General features: G+C 71.1%; 17 protein-coding genes. 6 read left to right on the top strand and 11 right to left on the bottom strand.

What is annotated here, in order from left to right:
• Positions 1–101 precede the first annotated feature (101 nt).
• Positions 102–410: a hypothetical protein gene (locus ABZY33_RS13620; protein ID WP_188337772.1), complete on the bottom strand. Its 309-nt coding sequence runs from the start codon at positions 408–410 to the stop codon at positions 102–104.
• A gap of 334 nt (positions 411–744) precedes the next feature.
• On the opposite strand from ABZY33_RS13620, the gene ABZY33_RS13615 reads away from it, so the two are divergent.
• Both ABZY33_RS13615 and ABZY33_RS13610 read left to right on the top strand, forming a co-directional pair.
• Positions 745–1,755, top strand: coding sequence for a bifunctional lytic transglycosylase/C40 family peptidase (locus ABZY33_RS13615; RefSeq protein ID WP_356491706.1), 1,011 nt, complete (start codon positions 745–747; stop codon positions 1,753–1,755).
• Between the two features lie 177 nt (positions 1,756–1,932).
• Positions 1,933–2,652: a phosphatase PAP2 family protein gene (locus ABZY33_RS13610; protein ID WP_356491705.1), complete on the top strand. Its 720-nt coding sequence runs from the start codon at positions 1,933–1,935 to the stop codon at positions 2,650–2,652.
• Between the two features lie 277 nt (positions 2,653–2,929).
• On the opposite strand, the gene ABZY33_RS13605 is transcribed toward ABZY33_RS13610, so the two are convergent.
• Entirely contained in the window at positions 2,930–4,501 is a 1,572-nt protein-coding gene (locus tag ABZY33_RS13605; protein ID WP_356491704.1) for an FAD-binding oxidoreductase, read from the bottom strand.
• Positions 4,502–4,596: 95 nt separating this feature from the next.
• Positions 4,597–4,743 carry a hypothetical protein gene (locus ABZY33_RS13600; RefSeq protein ID WP_356491723.1) on the bottom strand — a complete coding sequence of 49 codons (147 nt, stop codon included), beginning with the start codon at positions 4,741–4,743 and terminating at the stop codon, positions 4,597–4,599.
• Positions 4,744–4,924: 181 nt separating this feature from the next.
• Between ABZY33_RS13600 and ABZY33_RS13595 the strand changes: the two genes are divergently transcribed.
• Entirely contained in the window at positions 4,925–5,707 is a 783-nt protein-coding gene (locus tag ABZY33_RS13595) for a hypothetical protein (protein WP_356491722.1), read from the top strand.
• 89 nt (positions 5,708–5,796) lie between these two features.
• On the top strand, positions 5,797–5,985 hold the full coding sequence (locus tag ABZY33_RS13590) for a hypothetical protein (RefSeq protein ID WP_356491703.1): 189 nt from the start codon (positions 5,797–5,799) through the stop codon (positions 5,983–5,985).
• Positions 5,986–6,025: 40 nt separating this feature from the next.
• Here ABZY33_RS13590 and ABZY33_RS13585 read toward each other — a convergent pair whose 3' ends face one another.
• Positions 6,026–6,382, bottom strand: a complete 357-nt coding sequence (locus ABZY33_RS13585; RefSeq protein ID WP_356491702.1) for a metal-sensitive transcriptional regulator — start codon at positions 6,380–6,382, stop codon at positions 6,026–6,028.
• A gap of 238 nt (positions 6,383–6,620) precedes the next feature.
• On the opposite strand from ABZY33_RS13585, the gene ABZY33_RS13580 reads away from it, so the two are divergent.
• On the top strand, positions 6,621–7,241 hold the full coding sequence (locus ABZY33_RS13580; protein ID WP_356491701.1) for a DUF47 family protein: 621 nt from the start codon (positions 6,621–6,623) through the stop codon (positions 7,239–7,241).
• 9 nt (positions 7,242–7,250) lie between these two features.
• The gene (locus ABZY33_RS13575) at positions 7,251–8,249 is read left to right on the top strand and encodes an inorganic phosphate transporter (protein ID WP_356491700.1); all 999 of its coding nucleotides are present in this window, start codon (positions 7,251–7,253) and stop codon (positions 8,247–8,249) included.
• A gap of 259 nt (positions 8,250–8,508) precedes the next feature.
• On the opposite strand, the gene pstB is transcribed toward ABZY33_RS13575, so the two are convergent.
• From pstB to ABZY33_RS13540, 7 genes are all read right to left on the bottom strand, one after another.
• Positions 8,509–9,285, bottom strand: coding sequence for a phosphate ABC transporter ATP-binding protein PstB (gene pstB, locus ABZY33_RS13570; RefSeq protein ID WP_356491699.1), 777 nt, complete (start codon positions 9,283–9,285; stop codon positions 8,509–8,511).
• A gap of 41 nt (positions 9,286–9,326) precedes the next feature.
• Positions 9,327–10,403, bottom strand: coding sequence for a phosphate ABC transporter permease PstA (gene pstA / locus ABZY33_RS13565; protein ID WP_356491698.1), 1,077 nt, complete (start codon positions 10,401–10,403; stop codon positions 9,327–9,329).
• Positions 10,400–11,407 (bottom strand): phosphate ABC transporter permease subunit PstC, encoded by a 1,008-nt coding sequence (gene pstC, locus ABZY33_RS13560; RefSeq protein ID WP_356491697.1) that lies wholly within the window; start codon positions 11,405–11,407, stop codon positions 10,400–10,402. Before pstC ends, pstA begins: the two co-directional genes overlap by 4 nt.
• A 123-nt stretch (positions 11,408–11,530) precedes the next feature.
• The gene (gene pstS / locus ABZY33_RS13555; protein WP_356491696.1) at positions 11,531–12,661 is read right to left on the bottom strand and encodes a phosphate ABC transporter substrate-binding protein PstS; all 1,131 of its coding nucleotides are present in this window, start codon (positions 12,659–12,661) and stop codon (positions 11,531–11,533) included.
• 212 nt (positions 12,662–12,873) lie between these two features.
• On the bottom strand, positions 12,874–13,308 hold the full coding sequence (locus ABZY33_RS13550; RefSeq protein ID WP_356491695.1) for an NUDIX hydrolase: 435 nt from the start codon (positions 13,306–13,308) through the stop codon (positions 12,874–12,876).
• Positions 13,305–14,294, bottom strand: a complete 990-nt coding sequence (locus ABZY33_RS13545) for a CHAD domain-containing protein (RefSeq protein ID WP_356491694.1) — start codon at positions 14,292–14,294, stop codon at positions 13,305–13,307. The genes ABZY33_RS13550 and ABZY33_RS13545 overlap by 4 nt, the downstream gene beginning before the upstream one ends.
• The gene (locus ABZY33_RS13540; protein WP_356491693.1) at positions 14,275–16,752 is read right to left on the bottom strand and encodes an RNA degradosome polyphosphate kinase; all 2,478 of its coding nucleotides are present in this window, start codon (positions 16,750–16,752) and stop codon (positions 14,275–14,277) included. Before ABZY33_RS13540 ends, ABZY33_RS13545 begins: the two co-directional genes overlap by 20 nt.
• Positions 16,753–16,819 lie beyond the last annotated feature (67 nt).

Here is a 16,819-nt window from a genome sequence, read left to right as displayed (position 1 = left end):
GGGACGGATGTGTAGGGGACTGTTCGGAGTAACCGGAGGGGACCGGTCGCAAACTGACGGGACGTGCGCCGCGGGACGGCGGCGCGGGCCCCGAGCGCGGGCTAGACGGCCATGCCGTACACGATCGTGAAGAGGGTGCCGAGGGACCCGATGATGAAGACCCCGGTCAGGCCCGCGATGATCAGGCCCTTGCCCTGCTCGGCGCTGAAGGTGTCGCGCAGGGCCGTGGCCCCGATCCGTTGCTTCGCGGCGCCCCAGATCGCGATGCCGAGACAGAGCAGGATGGCGACCGCCATCACGACCTCGATCATCACGCGTGCCTCGTTGCCCAGGGTCCCGAACGGGCCCCAGTCGGGGGCGATCCCGCCGATGATGGTCGTGATGTCGCCTTTTTCGGCTGCCAGCAGCATGTGTAACTCACCGCCCCATGTGGGTAGTTCTGTCGCCCCCGCCGCAGCGCAGAGGTCAGGCCCATTCTGACCCAGATTGGCGCTGATGCCTGCACACTTGACGCCATTCCTTGGCCGAGTTCCTACGCTCCGGAGGCGGCCGGGCCGCCTCGCGGGGCGGTTCCGTATGCGAAGGAACGTATGGTCACTCTGTGTATCACGCCTGGTCACGCCGGGCAATGACGGTCCGTGGTGTCCGCCGTCGGCGTTCCGCCGGTGAACCGCCGGTCAGGCGGCCGGGGCGGCCCTAGACTGAAGGGCCGGTGGACTCCCGTGCGGCGAGAGGCGGTTGACGGTGCGTAAGGCGTGGATCGTCGCGGGGTCGGCCGTCTGTGGGGGCACGGGCTTCCTGAGCCTGCTCGTCCTCGGTACGTACATGGCGGCCGGCAGCCTGACCAACGGGGTGGGGCAGGGCGCTGTCGGGCTCGCCAAGGGCGCGGTGCCCGTCGCCTATCAGCCGCTGGTGCAGAAGTGGGGCAATCTCTGCCCGGCCATCAACCCGGCCCTGCTCGCCGCGCAGCTCTACCAGGAGAGCGGGTTCAACCCGAAGGCCACGTCGCCGGCGAAGGCGTACGGCATCGCGCAGTTCATCTCCGGGACCTGGGCGGCGCACGGCGTGGACGGGGACGGAGACGGGGACCGCGACATCTGGGACCCGAACGACGCGATCCCCTCGGCCGCCTCGTACGACTGCAAGCTCGCCTCGTACGTGAAGGACGCGCCCGGCGACGCGACGAAGAACATGCTGGCCGCGTACAACGCGGGGGCGTACGCCGTCATCAAGTACCACGGTGTGCCGCCGTACCGCGAGACGCAGAACTACGTGAAGACCATCACGACCCTGGAGAAGAGTTTCGCGCGGCCGGTCGGGCGGGTGCAGCCCTCGCAGCAGGCCGCGGCGGCCATCTACTACGCGCAGAAGAAGCTCGGCACCCCTTACCTGTGGGGCGGGAACGGGACCGCGGACCAGGGCGGCCGCTTCGACTGCTCCGGGCTGACCAAGGCCGCCTACGAGACGGTCGGGGTCCGGCTGCCGCGGGTCGCCAACGACCAGTACAACGCCGGGCCGCACCCCAAGCGGGACGAGCTGCTCCCCGGTGACCTGGTCTTCTTCTCGGACGACCTCACCAACAGCCGCGCCATCCGGCACGTGGGGATCTACGTCGGCGGCGGCTACATGATCGACGCGCCGCGGCCCGGGGCGGTGATCCGCTTCGACCCGGTCGACACCCCGGACTACTTCGGGGCGACGCGGGTCACCGAGGCCGGGGCCGAGGCGCTTCCCAGCGCCTCGCCCGAAGTGTGACGTGGCTGGAACTCTCCGTTAACGCCCGGCCCTGAGCTGCGGGTTTGCATCTCTCTTCGGTAACGTCTGCGTGATCGTTCGGTGGAGTGTGGAACGTAGGGAGTGGGAGCATGCGTTCCTTTTCCTGAAGCGGTAAAAGACCACGGGGGTGGCTGAAGACGAAGGGGCCGTTGAACCATGGCTGGACTCGAGGCACTCGAGAGTTCCGGGTCGAACCCCGACGTCTCCCTGCTCTACGACATCAACGGCCTGACCGGCTCCACTCCGGGCTGGTTCGACCGGGCCCTGGAGTTCGTCGGTGAGTACGGGATCCTGCTCGGCCTCGTGCTCGTGGTGGTGTGGGCCTGGTGGGGGGCGCGGAAGCGGGGCGCCCTGGACGACGCCGCCTCGTCCGTCGCCGCCGTGGTGTGGGCGCCGCTCGCGGCGGCGGCCGCGGTCCTGGTGAACGTGCCGATCCGGTCGTTCGTGGAGCGTCCGCGCCCGTTCAAGGACCACGACGGGCTCACCGTCCTGGTGGACGGCAAGAACGACTTCTCCTTCGTCAGCGACCACGCCACGCTGGCGATGGCCATGGGCGCCGCGCTCTTCGTCGCGAACCGCAGGCTGGGCCTGGCCGGGATCGCGCTCGCCGTCGCCGAGGGGTTCTGCCGGGTCTTCATGGGCGTGCACTACCCGACCGACGTCATCGGCGGTTTCGCGCTGGGCACGGCGGTGGCGCTGCTGCTCTCGCCGCTCGCGTCGGCGCTGCTCACCCCGGTGGCCCGGGCGGTCGGCCGGTCCCGGGTGGCCTGGCTGGTGTGGGCGCCCAAGGCTGTGGCGCCGGCTCCGGGCGCGGTGGAGCTTCCTGAGGCCCGGGGGTCGTCCGGTTCTCCCGAGGAGCGGGACCTGGCGGCGTAGCCGGTCCTGCGCCGCCGCGGAGCAGGGAGAGGCCGCCGGCCCCGGCGGCCGCCGCGACCGAGGCGCAGAGCAGCGCGAGGGGGCCCGCCGCCGGGTGGGCCGACCCGTCGTCGAGGACGGCGGCCGTGGTGGCGCCCAGGGCCAGGAGGGCGGCGGTGGCGGCGGCCGCGGCTATGCGCGAAGGGTTCATGCCTTCAGCGCACCCCCGCGCGGTGGAGCGGGCCACTTGGGGGCGTGACGCGTGCTCCATCCGGGGGGCGGCGGCCCGGGAGAGGGTTTACAGCGCCTGCGGGAAGCTGAAGAAGCCCGACGGGTCGTACTGGCGCTTCACCTTCGTCAGTCGGCCGGCCGCGGCGCCGTAGTAGGCCCGCTTCCAGTCCGGCAGGGTCGCGTCCGTGTAGTTCTGGTACGCGGCGCCGGAGGCGTACGGGCGCATCGCCGTGTGGGCCTTTTTCAGCCAGTCCCGGGCGGTCGTCCCGGCGGTGCCGGCCTGCCACGACACGATGTACTGCGCGAGCATCCGCGAGCGGCGGTGGACGAACGCCGTGGCCGTCGGGTCGACCCGGTTGACCGCGCCGCCGAGCGCGGTGAGCGCGACGGAGCCGGCGCCCGCCGCCACCGTCTCCAGCTGCCGCAGCAGCGCCCGCACCCCGGCGTCCGAGAGCGAGCGGTCGAAGAAGTCCGAGTGCGCCGCGTACGTCTCGCGCCGCAGCGCGCCGCGCGGGGAGCGGCCGGGGGTGGCGCCCGGCAGATGGCACTGGGCGTCGGAGGAGAACGCGGAGCAGCCCGCGTAGACCTCCATCGACTCCTCGTACGAACGGCGCTTGAGCGAGACCGAGGTGGCCGGGCCCGGGCCGCCGGGGCCGTCGGCGAGGCGGTCGACGGCGTTCTGCAGCTCGGTGTAGGTGCCGAGCGAGAAGGCGGCGACGGAGATCGTGGGACGGCCGCCCGCCGCGTTCGCGAGGTGCAGCGACGACCAGATCTCCTCGGGCTGGTCCGGGCCCCACTTCTGCCAGGCCCTGAGCACCGTCGCCGCCTTCGACCAGGGCCACGTCATGTACGCGGAGACGCCCTGCGGGGCGGGGTGGGTCTTGAAGCGCAGCTCGGTCACCACGCCGAACTGGCCGTTTCCGGCGCCGCGCAGCGCCCAGAACAGCTCCTTGTTCGTCGTGGCGTCGGCGGTCAGCTCCTTGCCGTCGGCGGTGATCAGCGTGGCCCGGGTGAGGCTGTCGCAGGTCAGACCGTAGGCGCGGGAGACCACGCCGTGGCCGCCGCCGAGGGTGAGGCCGGATATGCCGACGGTGGGGCAGGAGCCCGCCGGGATCGTGACGCCCTTGGCGGCGAGGCCGCGGTAGACGTCGATCAGTTTGGCCCCCGCGCCGACCACGGCCTCGCCGCCAAAGGCGCGGACCGCCTTCATGCGGGAGACGTCGAGGATCAGGCGTCCGTCGCCGGAGGACCAGCCCGCGTACGAGTGGCCGCCGTTGCGGATGGCGACGGGGACCTTGCGGGCGCGGGCGAAGGCGAGGGCGGTGCGCAGGTCGTCGGGGCCGGTGACGTAGGCGACCGCGCTCGGCTTCAGGCCGTCGTAGCGCGTGTTGTAGAGCTGGTGGGCGGCGGGCCACGCGGACTGGCCGGGGCGGACCAGGGAGCCGTCGAGGTCCTTGGCGAGCGCGTCCAGGTTCGCCGCGGCGCGGACCGCCGGGGCGGCGCTCGCGCTCGTGGAGCGGACCGGCGCCGAGGAGGAGGCGGCGGGGCCCGGGGAGGGCTTGTCCCCGCTGGAGCAGGCGGAGGCCAGGCCCGCGGTGAGCGCGGCCCCCGAGGCCGATATGAACGTACGCCGCTGCATGCTTGTCTCCCCTGGGTCACCGGTTGATTTCCCGGGTCACGTCGCTTCCTACGGAGACGAGACGTGATCCGGGTGCCAGGGGTTCCCGCGGCGCCTCAGCCGGCCCGCACGTGGTCCTCCGCGTCCGAGCGGGCCTTGCTGCGGGCCCGGCGCGCCGGGCCGCGCCAGCCGCACGTGCACCGGGCCAGGCAGAACCGGCCCGCTTCCATGACCGTCGTCGCGTGCTCATGCTGCTGTGCCACCGGGCCACGGTAACGGGTGGACGTGAACCCCCTGTTCGCGTGACGGTCGACCCTACTCGTCGTTAACCGGGCAGAGCGGGGCCGCATACGCACGGACGGGCTTGGGGGTAGACAAGCGATGGTGGTGCACCACAGGCGCCCGGCAGGACGAGCGGTGGCAGCCGTGGCCGCGGCGGGCCTCATGGCCTGCTGCGCCGGCTGCGGCGGGGCCGAGGCGGGCGACCAGGGCGCCGATCCGGCCCATGCCGTGCGCCGGGCCGCCGACCGGCTGGTCCGCGAGGGCAGTTCACAGGCGAGCACGTCGATGGAGATGGCGAGCGGCGGCACCCGGGTCACCATCCGGGGCACCGGCGTCTACGACTACCGCAAGGGCGTCGGGAAGCTGACGGTGCGGCTGCCGCAGGACGCGGCCGGCGCGCAGGAGCACCGGCCGATCACCGAACTCCTCTCGCCCGGCGCGCTCTTCATGAAGAACCGGGGCGCCGGGGTGCCCGCCGACAAGTGGGTGCGGGTGGCGACCGCGTCGCTGACGGACGGCAACCTCGTCACGGGCGGCGCCACCGATCCGCTCGCCGCGGCCGAACTGCTGCGCGGGGCCCGCGGGGTGTCGTACGCGGGCGAGAGCGACCTGGCGGGGGTGCGCACCCGGCACTACACGGGGACGGTCGACGTGGCGGTGGCGGCGCGGGCCGCGTCCGCGGGGACCAGGCAGGCGCTCGCCGCGGCGGCGAAAGGGTTCGCCAGGAAGCCGGTGCCGTTCGACGTGTACCTGGACGACGACGGGCTGATCCGCAAGATCCGCCACCGCTTCAGCTTCGCCAACGCGCAGGAGAAGAAGGACATTGCGGTGGCGTCGACGACGCTGCTGTACGGGTTCGGGGAGCCGGCCGGGGTCCGGCTGCCGCGCAAGAAGGACATCTTCGCGGGTGAGGTCGCCGAGAAGGCGCTGCCCCCGGGGTCCTGACGGAGCCGGAAATGGTTCTTCCGTGCCATGCGCGGTCCGTACGACGCTCCCTACCCTGGGAAGCCGACCGACGATGGCTGGAAGAGGTGATGAGCGTGGCGCCCGTAGGTACGGCGGTCCAGGACCACGTCGCCCTCGCCGAGATCGAGTTGTGCGGTGAATTGATCATCGCGGCGTCCGCCGTCCCGGAGGGACGGCTCGGCGTGGACCGGATCGACGAGGTACTGCGCGTCGCCGAGGCGCTCCCCGGCGGCTCGAGCGGCGAGGACCGAACCTGAGAGGACGGACCCCGGGCCCGGCCCCCGCCCGTGGAGCCCGTCAGGTGCGCAGCAGCCGGGCGATCGCCTTCGTGGCCTCCTCGACCTTCGCGTCGATCTCGGCGCCGCCCTTGAGCGCGGCATCGGCGACGCAGTGCCGCAGGTGCTCCTCGAGGAGCTGGAGCGCGAAGGACTGGAGCCCCTTCGTGGAGGCCGACACCTGCGTCAGTATGTCGATGCAGTAGACGTCCTCCTCGACCATCCGCTGCAGGCCGCGGAGCTGGCCCTCGATCCGGCGCAGCCGCTTGAGGTGCTCGTCCTTCTGGTGGTGGTAGCCGTGGATGCCGCGGTCGTGGTCGGTCACGATCCCGGGGTCCCCGGGGGTGGGCGCCGGCGTCCGGCTCGCGTCCGTCGTCATCGTCTCCGACCTCCCGTAGCGGATCCTTGTCGAGGTACCCGGTGCTGGTTCCGTCCTGGTCCCAGATACCCCCGGAGGGTATAGGATACCGGACTTTGCGCGGGTCCGGCCGGTTCGCGGGACCCCGTGCCGAGAACTGTGCCCGATGGGCGACACTGGGGGAACGCCGGTTAGCCGTGGCCGGATGATGCGCCTAGCATCAGCCTGACCCATATCCAGAGCACCCCGAGGACCCCACGTGCGTTTTCGTCTGACCCCCAGGGAGACGAGCTTCTACGACATGTTCGCCGCGTCAGCGGACAACATCGTCACGGGCTCGAAGCTCCTGATGGAACTGCTCGGGGCGGATTCCTCCGCCCGGGCCGAGATCGCGGAGCGGATGCGGGCAGCCGAACACGCCGGTGACGACGCCACCCACGCGATCTTCCACCAACTCAACTCCTCCTTCATCACGCCGTTCGACCGCGAGGACATCTACAACCTCGCGTCGTGCCTCGACGACATCATGGACTTCATGGAGGAGGCCGTCGACCTGGTCGTCCTCTACCAGGTCGAGGAGCTCCCCAAGGGCGTCGAGCAGCAGATCGAGGTGCTCGCCCGGGCGGCCGAACTGACCGCGGAGGCCATGCCGAACCTGCGCACGATGGCGAACCTCACCGAGTACTGGATCGAGGTCAACCGGCTGGAGAACCAGGCCGACCAGATCCACCGCAAGCTGCTGGCCCAGCTCTTCAACGGCAAGTACGACGCCATGGAAGTCCTGAAGCTGAAGCAGATCGTCGATGTGCTGGAAGAGGCGGCCGACGCCTTCGAGCACGTGGCCAACACGGTGGAGACCATCGCCGTGAAGGAGTCCTGAGGCCGGCTCATGGACACCTTCACCCTGATCGTGACGATCGGCGTCGCGCTCGGATTCACATACACGAACGGCTTCCACGACTCGGCGAACGCCATCGCCACCTCCGTCTCCACGCGCGCGCTGACGCCACGTGCGGCGCTGGCCATGGCCGCGGTGATGAACCTCGCCGGTGCCTTCCTCGGCAGCGGGGTCGCCAAGACGGTCAGTGAGGGCATCATCGCGACGCCCGAGGGCCAGAAGGGGATGAGCATCCTCTTCGCGGCGCTGGCCGGCGCGATCGTCTGGAACCTCATCACCTGGTACTTCGGGCTGCCCTCGTCGTCCTCGCACGCCTTGTTCGGCGGCATGGTCGGCGCGGCGATGGCCGGGGGCACGACCGTGTACTGGTCCGGCGTGCTCGACAAGATCGTCATCCCGATGTTCACGTCGCCGGTGATCGGTCTCGTCGTCGGCTACCTCGTGATGACGCTCATCATGTGGCTCTTCCGGCGTTCCAACCCGCACAAGGCCAAGCGCGGTTTCCGGATCGCGCAGACCGTCTCGGCGGCGGGCATGGCGCTCGGCCACGGTCTCCAGGACGCGCAGAAGACGATGGGCATCGTGGTCATGGCGCTCGTCATCGGCGGCCACGAGAGCTACGAGGACCCGATCCCGGTCTGGGTCAAGATCGTCTGTGCCGTGATGCTGTCGCTGGGCACGTACGCGGGTGGCTGGCGGATCATGCGGACCCTGGGGCGCAAGATCATCGAGCTGGACCCGCCGCAGGGGTTCGCCGCGGAGACGACCGGGGCCTCGATCATGTTCGGCTCGGCGTTCCTGTTCCACGCGCCGATCTCGACCACGCACGTCATCACCTCGGCGATCATGGGTGTCGGGGCGACCAAGCGGGTCAACGCCGTTCGGTGGGGGGTCGCCAAGAACATCGTGGTGGGGTGGTTCATCACGATGCCCGCCGCGGCGCTCGTCGCTGCGGCCAGTTACGGCATCGTCTGGCTGGCCTTCGCTTAAGCCCCCTCAGGGGCGCGGGGAACCGCGCGCTCAGCCATAGAAAAGCCGCAGACGCATCTGCTCGTGACATGAGCAGATGCGTCTGCGGCTTTCGTCGTGGTTGCTCGCGCAGTTCCCCGCGCCCCATAGGCGGGACTGTCGTCCGGCCCCGTAGGGAAGGAAGAGAGAGCCCGCCCCCCTACCGGGGGCGGGCTCTCGGGCCTCGTGGCGGCACCGCCATGCAGCGCCACGAGGAGTCCGGGTGAAAGGCGGCGAGCCCCTAGCCGAAGCGGCCGGAGATGTAGTCCTCCGTGGCCTGGACCGACGGGTTGGAGAAGATCCGTTCCGTCTCGTCGATCTCGACGAGCTTGCCGGGCTGGCCGACCGCCGCGAGGTTGAAGAAGGCGGTGCGGTCCGAGACGCGGGCCGCCTGCTGCATGTTGTGCGTCACGATGACGATCGTGAAGCGTTCCTTCAGCTCGCCGATCAGGTCCTCGATGGCGAGGGTCGAGATCGGGTCGAGCGCCGAGCAGGGCTCGTCCATCAGCAGCACGTCGGGCTCGACCGCGATGGCGCGGGCGATGCACAGCCGCTGCTGCTGGCCGCCGGAGAGGCCCGAGCCCGGCTTGTTCAGGCGGTCCTTGACCTCGTTCCAGAGGTTGGCGCCCTTGAGGGACTTCTCCACGACGTCGTGCAGCTCGGACTTGCGGTACGAGCCGTTGAGCTTCAGGCCCGCCGCCACGTTGTCGAAGATCGACATCGTGGGGAAGGGGTTGGGGCGCTGGAAGACCATGCCGACGGTGCGGCGCACGGCCACCGGGTCGATGTGGCTGCCGTACAGGTCCTCGTCGTCCAGGAGCACCTTGCCCTCGACGCGGCCGCCGGGGGTGACCTCGTGCATGCGGTTGAGCGTGCGCAGGAAGGTCGACTTGCCGCAGCCGGAGGGGCCGATGAAGGCCGTCACCGAACGGGGCTCGACGGTCATCGAGATGTCGTCGATCGCCTTGTGGGAGCCGTAGTACGCGGTCAGTCCGCTGACGTCGATTCGCTTGGCCATGGTTTCAGTTCACTTCCGATGCGTCGCTACGTAGGGCCGCGTCAGCGACCGGACTTCGGGGCCTTCCAGCGGGCGACGCCGCGGGCCACGAGATTCAGGATCATGATGAAGGCGATGAGGACCAGGGCCGCGGCCCAGGCGCGGTCGTACGCCGCCTCGCTGCCGCCGCTGCTCGCGTACTGCTGGTAGATGTAGAGCGGCAGCGAGGCCTGCGGGCCGTCGAAGGGGTTGCCGTTGATCAGCGGGTTGCCGAAGACCAGCAGCAGGACCGGGGCCGTCTCGCCCGCGATACGGGCGACCGCCAGCATCACGCCGGTCATGATGCCGCCGATCGACGTCGGCAGGACGACCTTGAGGATGGTGCGCCACTTCGGGATGCCGAGCGCGAGGGAGGCCTCGCGCAGCTCGTTCGGGACGAGCTTGAGCATCTCCTCGGTGGAGCGGACCACGACCGGGATCATCAGGATCGACAGGGCCATCGAACCGGCGAAGCCGGAGAAGCCGAAGCCGAGGATCAGGATCCAGAAGCTGAGGACGAACAGGCCCGCGACGATCGACGGGATGCCCGTCATGACGTCGACGAAGAAGGTGACGGCCTTGGCGAGCTTGCCGCGGCCGTACTCCACCAGGTAGATCGCGGTCAGCAGACCGATCGGGACCGAGATCGCGGTGGCCAGGCCGACCTGCTCCAGGGTGCCGAGGATCGCGTGGTAGATGCCGCCGCCGGGCTGGTAGGCGGTGACGAAGCCCATCGAGTGCGACAGGAAGTACGGGTCCAGGACCTTGATGCCGCGCCGGACCGTCTCGTAGACGAGGGAGGCCAGCGGCAGCACGGCCAGGATGAAGGCGACCCAGACGACGCTGGTCGCGGTCCGGTCCTTGGCCTGGCGCCGGCCCTCGACCTTGGCGGCGAGGCCGTAGGTGATCAGGACGAAGAGCAGGGCGGCGATCAGGCCCCACTGGATGCGGCTGCTGAGGCCGGCGCCGAGGCCGATCGCGCAGCCGGCGGCGACCGAACCCAGCGCGATGGCCCAGGGCGACCAGCGCGGCAGGCGGGCGGCGCTCAGGGAGGAGGGGCGCTGCGCGGGTGCGGGCGCGGGTTGCGTCGCGTGGCTCATGCGTTGGCCCCCGAGTACTCCTTGCGGCGGGCGATGATCATGCGGGCCGCGCCGTTGACCAGCAACGTGATGACGAACAGGACCAGGCCGGAGGCGATGAGGGCGTCGCGGCCCTGGTCGTTGGCCTCGGAGAACTTCGCGGCGATGTTCTGCGCGAAGGTGCCGCCGCCCGGGTCGAGCAGGCTGGCGTGGATCAGGAAGTCGGGGGAGAGGACCGTGGCGACGGCCATCGTCTCGCCGAGCGCGCGGCCGAGGCCGAGCATCGACGCGGAGATCACACCGGAGCGGCCGAAGGGGATCACCGACATGCGGATGACCTCCCAGCGGGTGGCGCCGAGGGCGAGGGCCGCCTCCTGGTGCATCAGGGGGGCCTGCCGGAAGACCTCGCGGGAGACGTTCGTGATGATCGGCAGGATCATGATCGCCAGCAGGATGCCGACGGTGAGCAGGGTGCGCGGGGCGCCGCCCTGCCAGGAGAAGATCCCGGTCCAGCCGAAGTAGTCGTCGAGCCAGCTGAACGTGCCGGTCATGTGCGGCACCAGGAAGAGGGCGCCCCACAGGCCGTACACGATCGACGGCACGGCGGCCAGCAGGTCGATGACGTAGGCGATGGTGCCGCTCAGCTTCTTCGGCGCGTAGTGCGTGATGAAGAGGGCGATGCCGACGGCGACCGGGACGGCTATCAGCATGGCGATGACCGAGGTCACGACCGTGCCGAAGGCGAGGACGGCGATGCCGAAGACGGGCGGGTCCGCGGTGGCGTTCCACTCGAAGGTGGTGAGGAAGTTGCCCTCGTTCTTCGACAGGACCAGCGAGGCGCGGTAGGTGAGGAAGACCGCGATCGCGGCCATGATCACCAGGAGCAGGATGCCCGAACCGCGGGAGAGACCGAGGAAGACCCGGTCACCGGGGCGGGTGGCGCCGCGGGCGGCGGCCTTCTGCTGGGCTGGGGTGGGGTGGTCGGCGGGCGCCGGCGGCGCGGGTGATTGCGTGGTGAGGTCCATGGGGTTCTCCGGTCTGCGAAGCCCTCTGCCGCTCGCTGCGGTCGCGTACGGGGCTTCTGGCGGCGGTGCACCGGACGGTGCGGGCCGGCCGGTCCTCGACGGTCCGGGCGGCCCGCACGCGGGTCAGCTGATGCTGGCGACGGTCTCGCGGACCTTGGTGTTGATCTCCGTGGGGATCGGGGCGTAGCCCAGGTCGGCGAGGGCGGCCTGGCCCTCTTCGGAGGCCGTGTAGGTCAGGAAGGACTTGGTGGCGGCCAGGGTGTCCGCCTTGTTGCCCTTGTCGCAGACGATCTCGTACGTGACCAGGGTGATCGGGTAGGCGCCGTCGGCCTTGGTCGCGTAGTTCAGCTCCAGGGCGAGGTCCTTGCCGCTGCCGATGACCTTGGCGTCGGCGATCGCCTTGGAGGCGTTCTCGGTGGTGGCCTTGACCGGGGCGGAGGCGCCGGTGTCGATGTCGACCGTCTTCACGCCGTCCTTGGCGTAGGACAGCTCGAAGTAGGAGATGGCGCCGTCGGTCTGCTTGACCTGCTGGGCCAGGCCGGAGGAGCCCTGCGCGGACTGGCCGCCCTTGGCCTGCCAGGCCTTGCCGCCCTCGTACTTCCAGTCGCTCGCGGCGGTGGCCTTCAGGTACTTGGTGAAGTTGTCCGTGGTGCCGGACTCGTCCGAGCGGTGGTACGCCTGGATCTTGGTCGACGGCAGCTTCGCGTCGGGGTTGAGCTTCGCGATCGCCGGGTCGTTCCACTTCGTGATCTTCGAGTCGAAGATCTTGGCGAGGGTCGGCCCGTCCAGGACGAGGTTGTCGACGCCCGAGACGTTGTACGCGACGGCGATCGGGCCGCCGACCATCGGCAGGTCGATGCCCTGGCCGCTCTTGCAGACCTTCTTGGAGGCGGTGACCTCTTCGGGCTTGAGCGCCGAGTCGGAGCCGGCGAAGGCGACCTGGCCCTGGTTGAAGGCGGTGACACCGGCGCCCGACCCGTCCGGCTTGTAGTTGATCTGCACGCCGGAGCAGGCCTGCGCGTAGGCCTGGCGCCAGGCGTCGATCGCGTTGGCCTGGGCCGAGGAACCGATGCCCAGGAGCTGGCCCTTGGCGTCGTCGCACTTGATGTTGCCGGCCTTGGCCGAGGAGCTGGCGCCGCCACCACCGGTGTCGTTGGTGTCGTCCGAGCCGCACGCCGTGAGGGCCAGGGCGCCGGAGACGGCGAGAGCGCCGAGAGAGAGGGCGCGGAGCCGGTTCTTGCGCTGAAGCTTCACCTTCGGATGTTCCTTCCAGGAGCCGCCGGCCTCGTGGATCGTCTGTGGCGGCGTGCGAAGTCTGCGGATGTCTCAGTGAACGGTCGGGCGGTCCCGCGGGGCGGGGGCGCACCGTCTACGGCTGAAATTAGGCAGATCAGGTGAAGTGACCGATGGCCGTGAGTGAACGGAGGGTGAACCTAAGCGGGCGGTGTGGTTAGGTCACGGAGCGATTACGTCAGGTCGCTGTGCAGGGCGGCCAGGAGAGCGTCGACGAGCGTGCGGTCGCGGGGCTCGGTCAGCCGGGCGCGGGCCGCGTCCGGCGCCAGCCACCGGACGCGGTCGACCTCGTCGCTCGGCGTGAAAGTGCCCGAGGCCGCCTCCGCCGCCCAGTACGCGACCGTCTTGGGGCGGCCGCTGACGACATAACGGGCCGTGGGCAGGGTTGCGCCCGGGACGCACTCCTGGCCGGTTTCCTCCCGTACCTCGCGCAAGGCGCCCGCCAAGGCGGTCTCGCCGCGCTTCAGCTTGCCTTTTGGGTGCGACCAGTCATCGTATTCAGGCCGGTGGACCAGGCAGATCTCCAGGCCGTCGCCGCCCGGGGCCCGGCGCCACAGGACGCAGCCGGCCGCGCGGATCGTGGTCGTCTCGTCGTCGCGCACGGTCACGGGGTTCCCACCGTCTCGCGGTGCCATGCCTGGCGGAACGCGATCCGGGCCGCCTCCACCTGATGGCGCTGGTCGGCGTGGAGCACGCCCAGGGCGTACGCCGTCGCCGGGGCGATGCGCGGGGTGCGGGCCGCCTGGGCGGCCGCGGCGGCGGCCTCGGCGGCGTCGCGGTGGGCGTTCAGGGCGTGTGCCGCCTCGTTCTCCTTCAGGCGCGGGCCGGCGGCGGGGCCGTCGGCCAGTACCTCCTGGGCGTAGCGGTGCAGGCGCAGCAGCAGGCGTACGTGGTGCCAGGGGGTGTCGGCGTCCGGGTTGTAGGGGTGGCCGCTGTGGTGCAGGGCGGCGACCGCCTCGGTCAGCCGGGTCTCGGCGGCGGTGGCCGGCTTCTTCAGCTCCAGCGCCGCGCCGTGCAGCGGGACCTCGCTGGCCAGCACGGCGACGCTGTCGGCGACCGCGTGGAACCGGGACGAGCCGAGCGCGCTCAGGGCACTGCTGTGGGCCCGCGTCTTGGCGAGGGTCAGCTGCCGGTCGAGCAGGGCGGCCGCCTTGGCGGCGCCGAGCGTGAGGGTCTCGCGCGCGGGGGGTGCCGCGTGCTCGTCCCGGGGGGCGGGGGGCCCGGGCGGCCGGGCCCCGTTCCCCGCGGTGCGGTGGTGGACGGCGGTGAGCCGGTGCAGCGCCTCGTTCAGCCGCTGCAGCCGGTCCGCGTACGCGTGCTCCAGGGCCAGCGTGCCGGAGAGCCAGGCCAGCTCCGGGCGGAGCCCGTCGGACCAGTCGGCGTCCAGGAGCGGGCGGAACGTGTGCAGCGTGCCGCTGATGCGGCGCGCGGCGCGGCGCAGGGCGCGGGCGGCGCCGGCCGTCTCCTGCGCCGCGCCGCTCTCCGCGTGCTGGCGCAGCGCGCGCAGGAACTCGGTCGCCTGGGCCCGCAGGTAGCACGCGAGGACGGAGTCCGCGGTGTGGGCCGGGCCGGGATCAAGGTGTTGCGGTGCCACGCCTGCGCCTCCGGGCGTCTATGAGCATCTCCTGTACGTTCCGCAGGGGGCGTCCGTCCGCGTCGAGCGCGTGCCGGGTCCACTCGCCGTCCGCACCCAGGTGCCAGGAGGCGGTGGTGTCGGACATCCCCGTTTCGAGCAGCCTGCTGAGGGCCGCGCGGTGGGCCGGGTCCTCGACGCGGACCAGGGCCTCGATGCGGCGGTCGAGGTTGCGGTGCATCATGTCGGCGCTGCCGATCCACACCTCGGGTTCGCCGCCGTTGCCGAAGGCGAAGACCCGGGAGTGCTCCAGGAAGCGGCCGAGGACCGAGCGGACCCGGATGTTCTCGGACAGGCCCGTGACGCCGGGGCGCACCGCGCAGATGCCGCGCACCCACACGTCCACCGGGACGCCGGCCTGCGACGCCCGGTACAGGGCGTCGATGACGGCCTCGTCGACCATCGAGTTGACCTTGATGCGGACGTGGGCCGGGCGGCCCGCGCGGTGGTGCTGGACCTCCTTCTCGATCCGCGTGACCAGGCCCGTGCGCAGGGACTTGGGGGCGACGAGGAGGCGGCGGTAGGTCGCGCGGCGCGAGTAGCCGGAGAGCCGGTTGAAGAGGTCGGAGAGGTCGGCTCCCACCTCCTGGTTGGCGGTGAGCAGCCCCAGGTCCTCGTAGAGCCGGGCGGTCTTGGGGTGGTAGTTGCCGGTGCCGACGTGCGAGTAGCGGACCAGCTGGTCGCCTTCCTGGCGCACGACGAGCGAGAGCTTGCAGTGCGTCTTCAGGCCGACGAGCCCGTAGACGACGTGGCAGCCGGCCTCCTCCAGTTTGCGGGCCCACTTGATGTTGGCCTGCTCGTCGAAGCGGGCCTTGATCTCCACCAGGACGAGGACCTGCTTGCCGGCCTCCGCGGCGTCTATCAGGGCGTCCACGATCGGGGAGTCGCCGGAGGTGCGGTACAGCGTCTGCTTGATGGCGAGCACGTCCGGGTCGTTGGCCGCCTGTTCCAGGAAGGCCTGCACGGAGGTGGAGAAGCTGTCGTACGGGTGGTGCAGCAGGACGTCGTGGCTGCGGACGGCGGCGAAGACGTCGGGGGCCGAGGACGATTCGACCTCGGCGAGGTCGCGGTGGGTGCCGGCCACGAACTTCGGGTACTTCAGCTCGGGCCGGTCCAGGCCGGCCAGGGCGAACAGGCCGGTGAGGTCGAGGGGGCCCGGCAGCGGGTAGACCTCCGCCTCGCTGATCTTCAGCTCGCGTACGAGCAGGCTCAGCACCTCGGAGTCGGTGGTCTCCTCCACCTCCAGGCGCACCGGGGGGCCGAAGCGGCGCCGCATCAGCTCCTTCTCCAGGGCCTGGAGCAGGTTCTCGGTGTCGTCCTCCTCCACCTCCAGGTCCTCGTTGCGGGTGAGGCGGAACATGTGGTGCTCCTCGACCGTCATGCCGGGGAACAGCTCGGCCAGGTGGCGGGGGGCGGCGATGACGTCCTCGATGGGGACGTAGCGCTGCGGGGAGGCCTCCAGGAAGCGGGAGAGCAGGGGCGGGACCTTGACGCGGGCGAAGTGGCGGTGGCCGGAGACGGGGTTGCTGACGACGACCGCGAGGTTGAGGGAGAGCCCCGATATGTACGGGAAGGGGTGGACGGGGTCGACGGCGAGCGGGGTGAGGACCGGGAAGATCTGCTGCATGAACAGCGTGTAGAGCCGGGCCTGCTCCTTCTCGGTCAGCTCGGGCCAGCGCACGACGTGGATGCCCTCGTCGGCCAGGGCCGGGGCGACGTCGTCCTGGTAGCAGGCGGCGTGGCGGGCCATGAGCTCGCGGGACCGGTTCCAGATCAGCTCCAGGACCTCGCGCGGCTGCAGCCCCGAGGCCGAGCGGGTGGCGACGCCGGTCGCGATGCGGCGCTTGAGCCCGGCCACCCGGACCATGAAGAACTCGTCGAGGTTCGAGGCGAAGATCGCCAGGAAGTTCGCGCGCTCCAGGAGCGGGGTGTCGGGGTCCTCGGCCAGCTCCAGGACCCGTTCGTTGAACGCCAGCCAGCTGCGCTCGCGGTCCAGGAACCGTCCCTGGGGCAGCTCGGCGTCCGCCCGGGCCGCGTACTCGTCCTCGTAGTCGTCGGGGTCCGCGTCGATGTCGGCGACGATCCCGGCGAGCTTGACCGCGCTGCGCTCGTAGTCCTTGCCCGCCACGGGCTGCGGGCGGTGCGCGGCGAGTGAGCCCACGGACGGCTGGGGGTGCGGGGCCGACGGTGCCGGCGGCGCGGGTACGGACGGGTCCTGTGCGGCGTTCGGCTGGCTCATGGCCCCATTCTTCCGCGTGCGGGCCGTCCCGGGCGCGCTGGGCAGATCGGAGAGCGCGGGGGCGAGGTGGAGCCGGTTGCGCGGGACGGGCCCCGGCGGGGTGTGCTCCGCTTGGGGGGCGGTGTCTTGCGGGGCGGTCTCCTGCGGGGCCTTCGAGGGGTCGGGCGCGGGCGGCTGCATTCCGTGAGCGTCGCAAGCCGTTCTGAATCGTTGGTTACGGCGACATGACGTCCCGGGGTGCGGGTGG

The sequence above is a fragment of the Streptomyces sp. NPDC006552 genome, assembly GCF_040611655.1.
Lineage (GTDB): Bacteria > Actinomycetota > Actinomycetes > Streptomycetales > Streptomycetaceae > Streptomyces.
The sequence above is the reverse complement of the archived record's forward strand: the minus strand, read 5'-3'. Positions and strand labels throughout refer to the sequence as shown.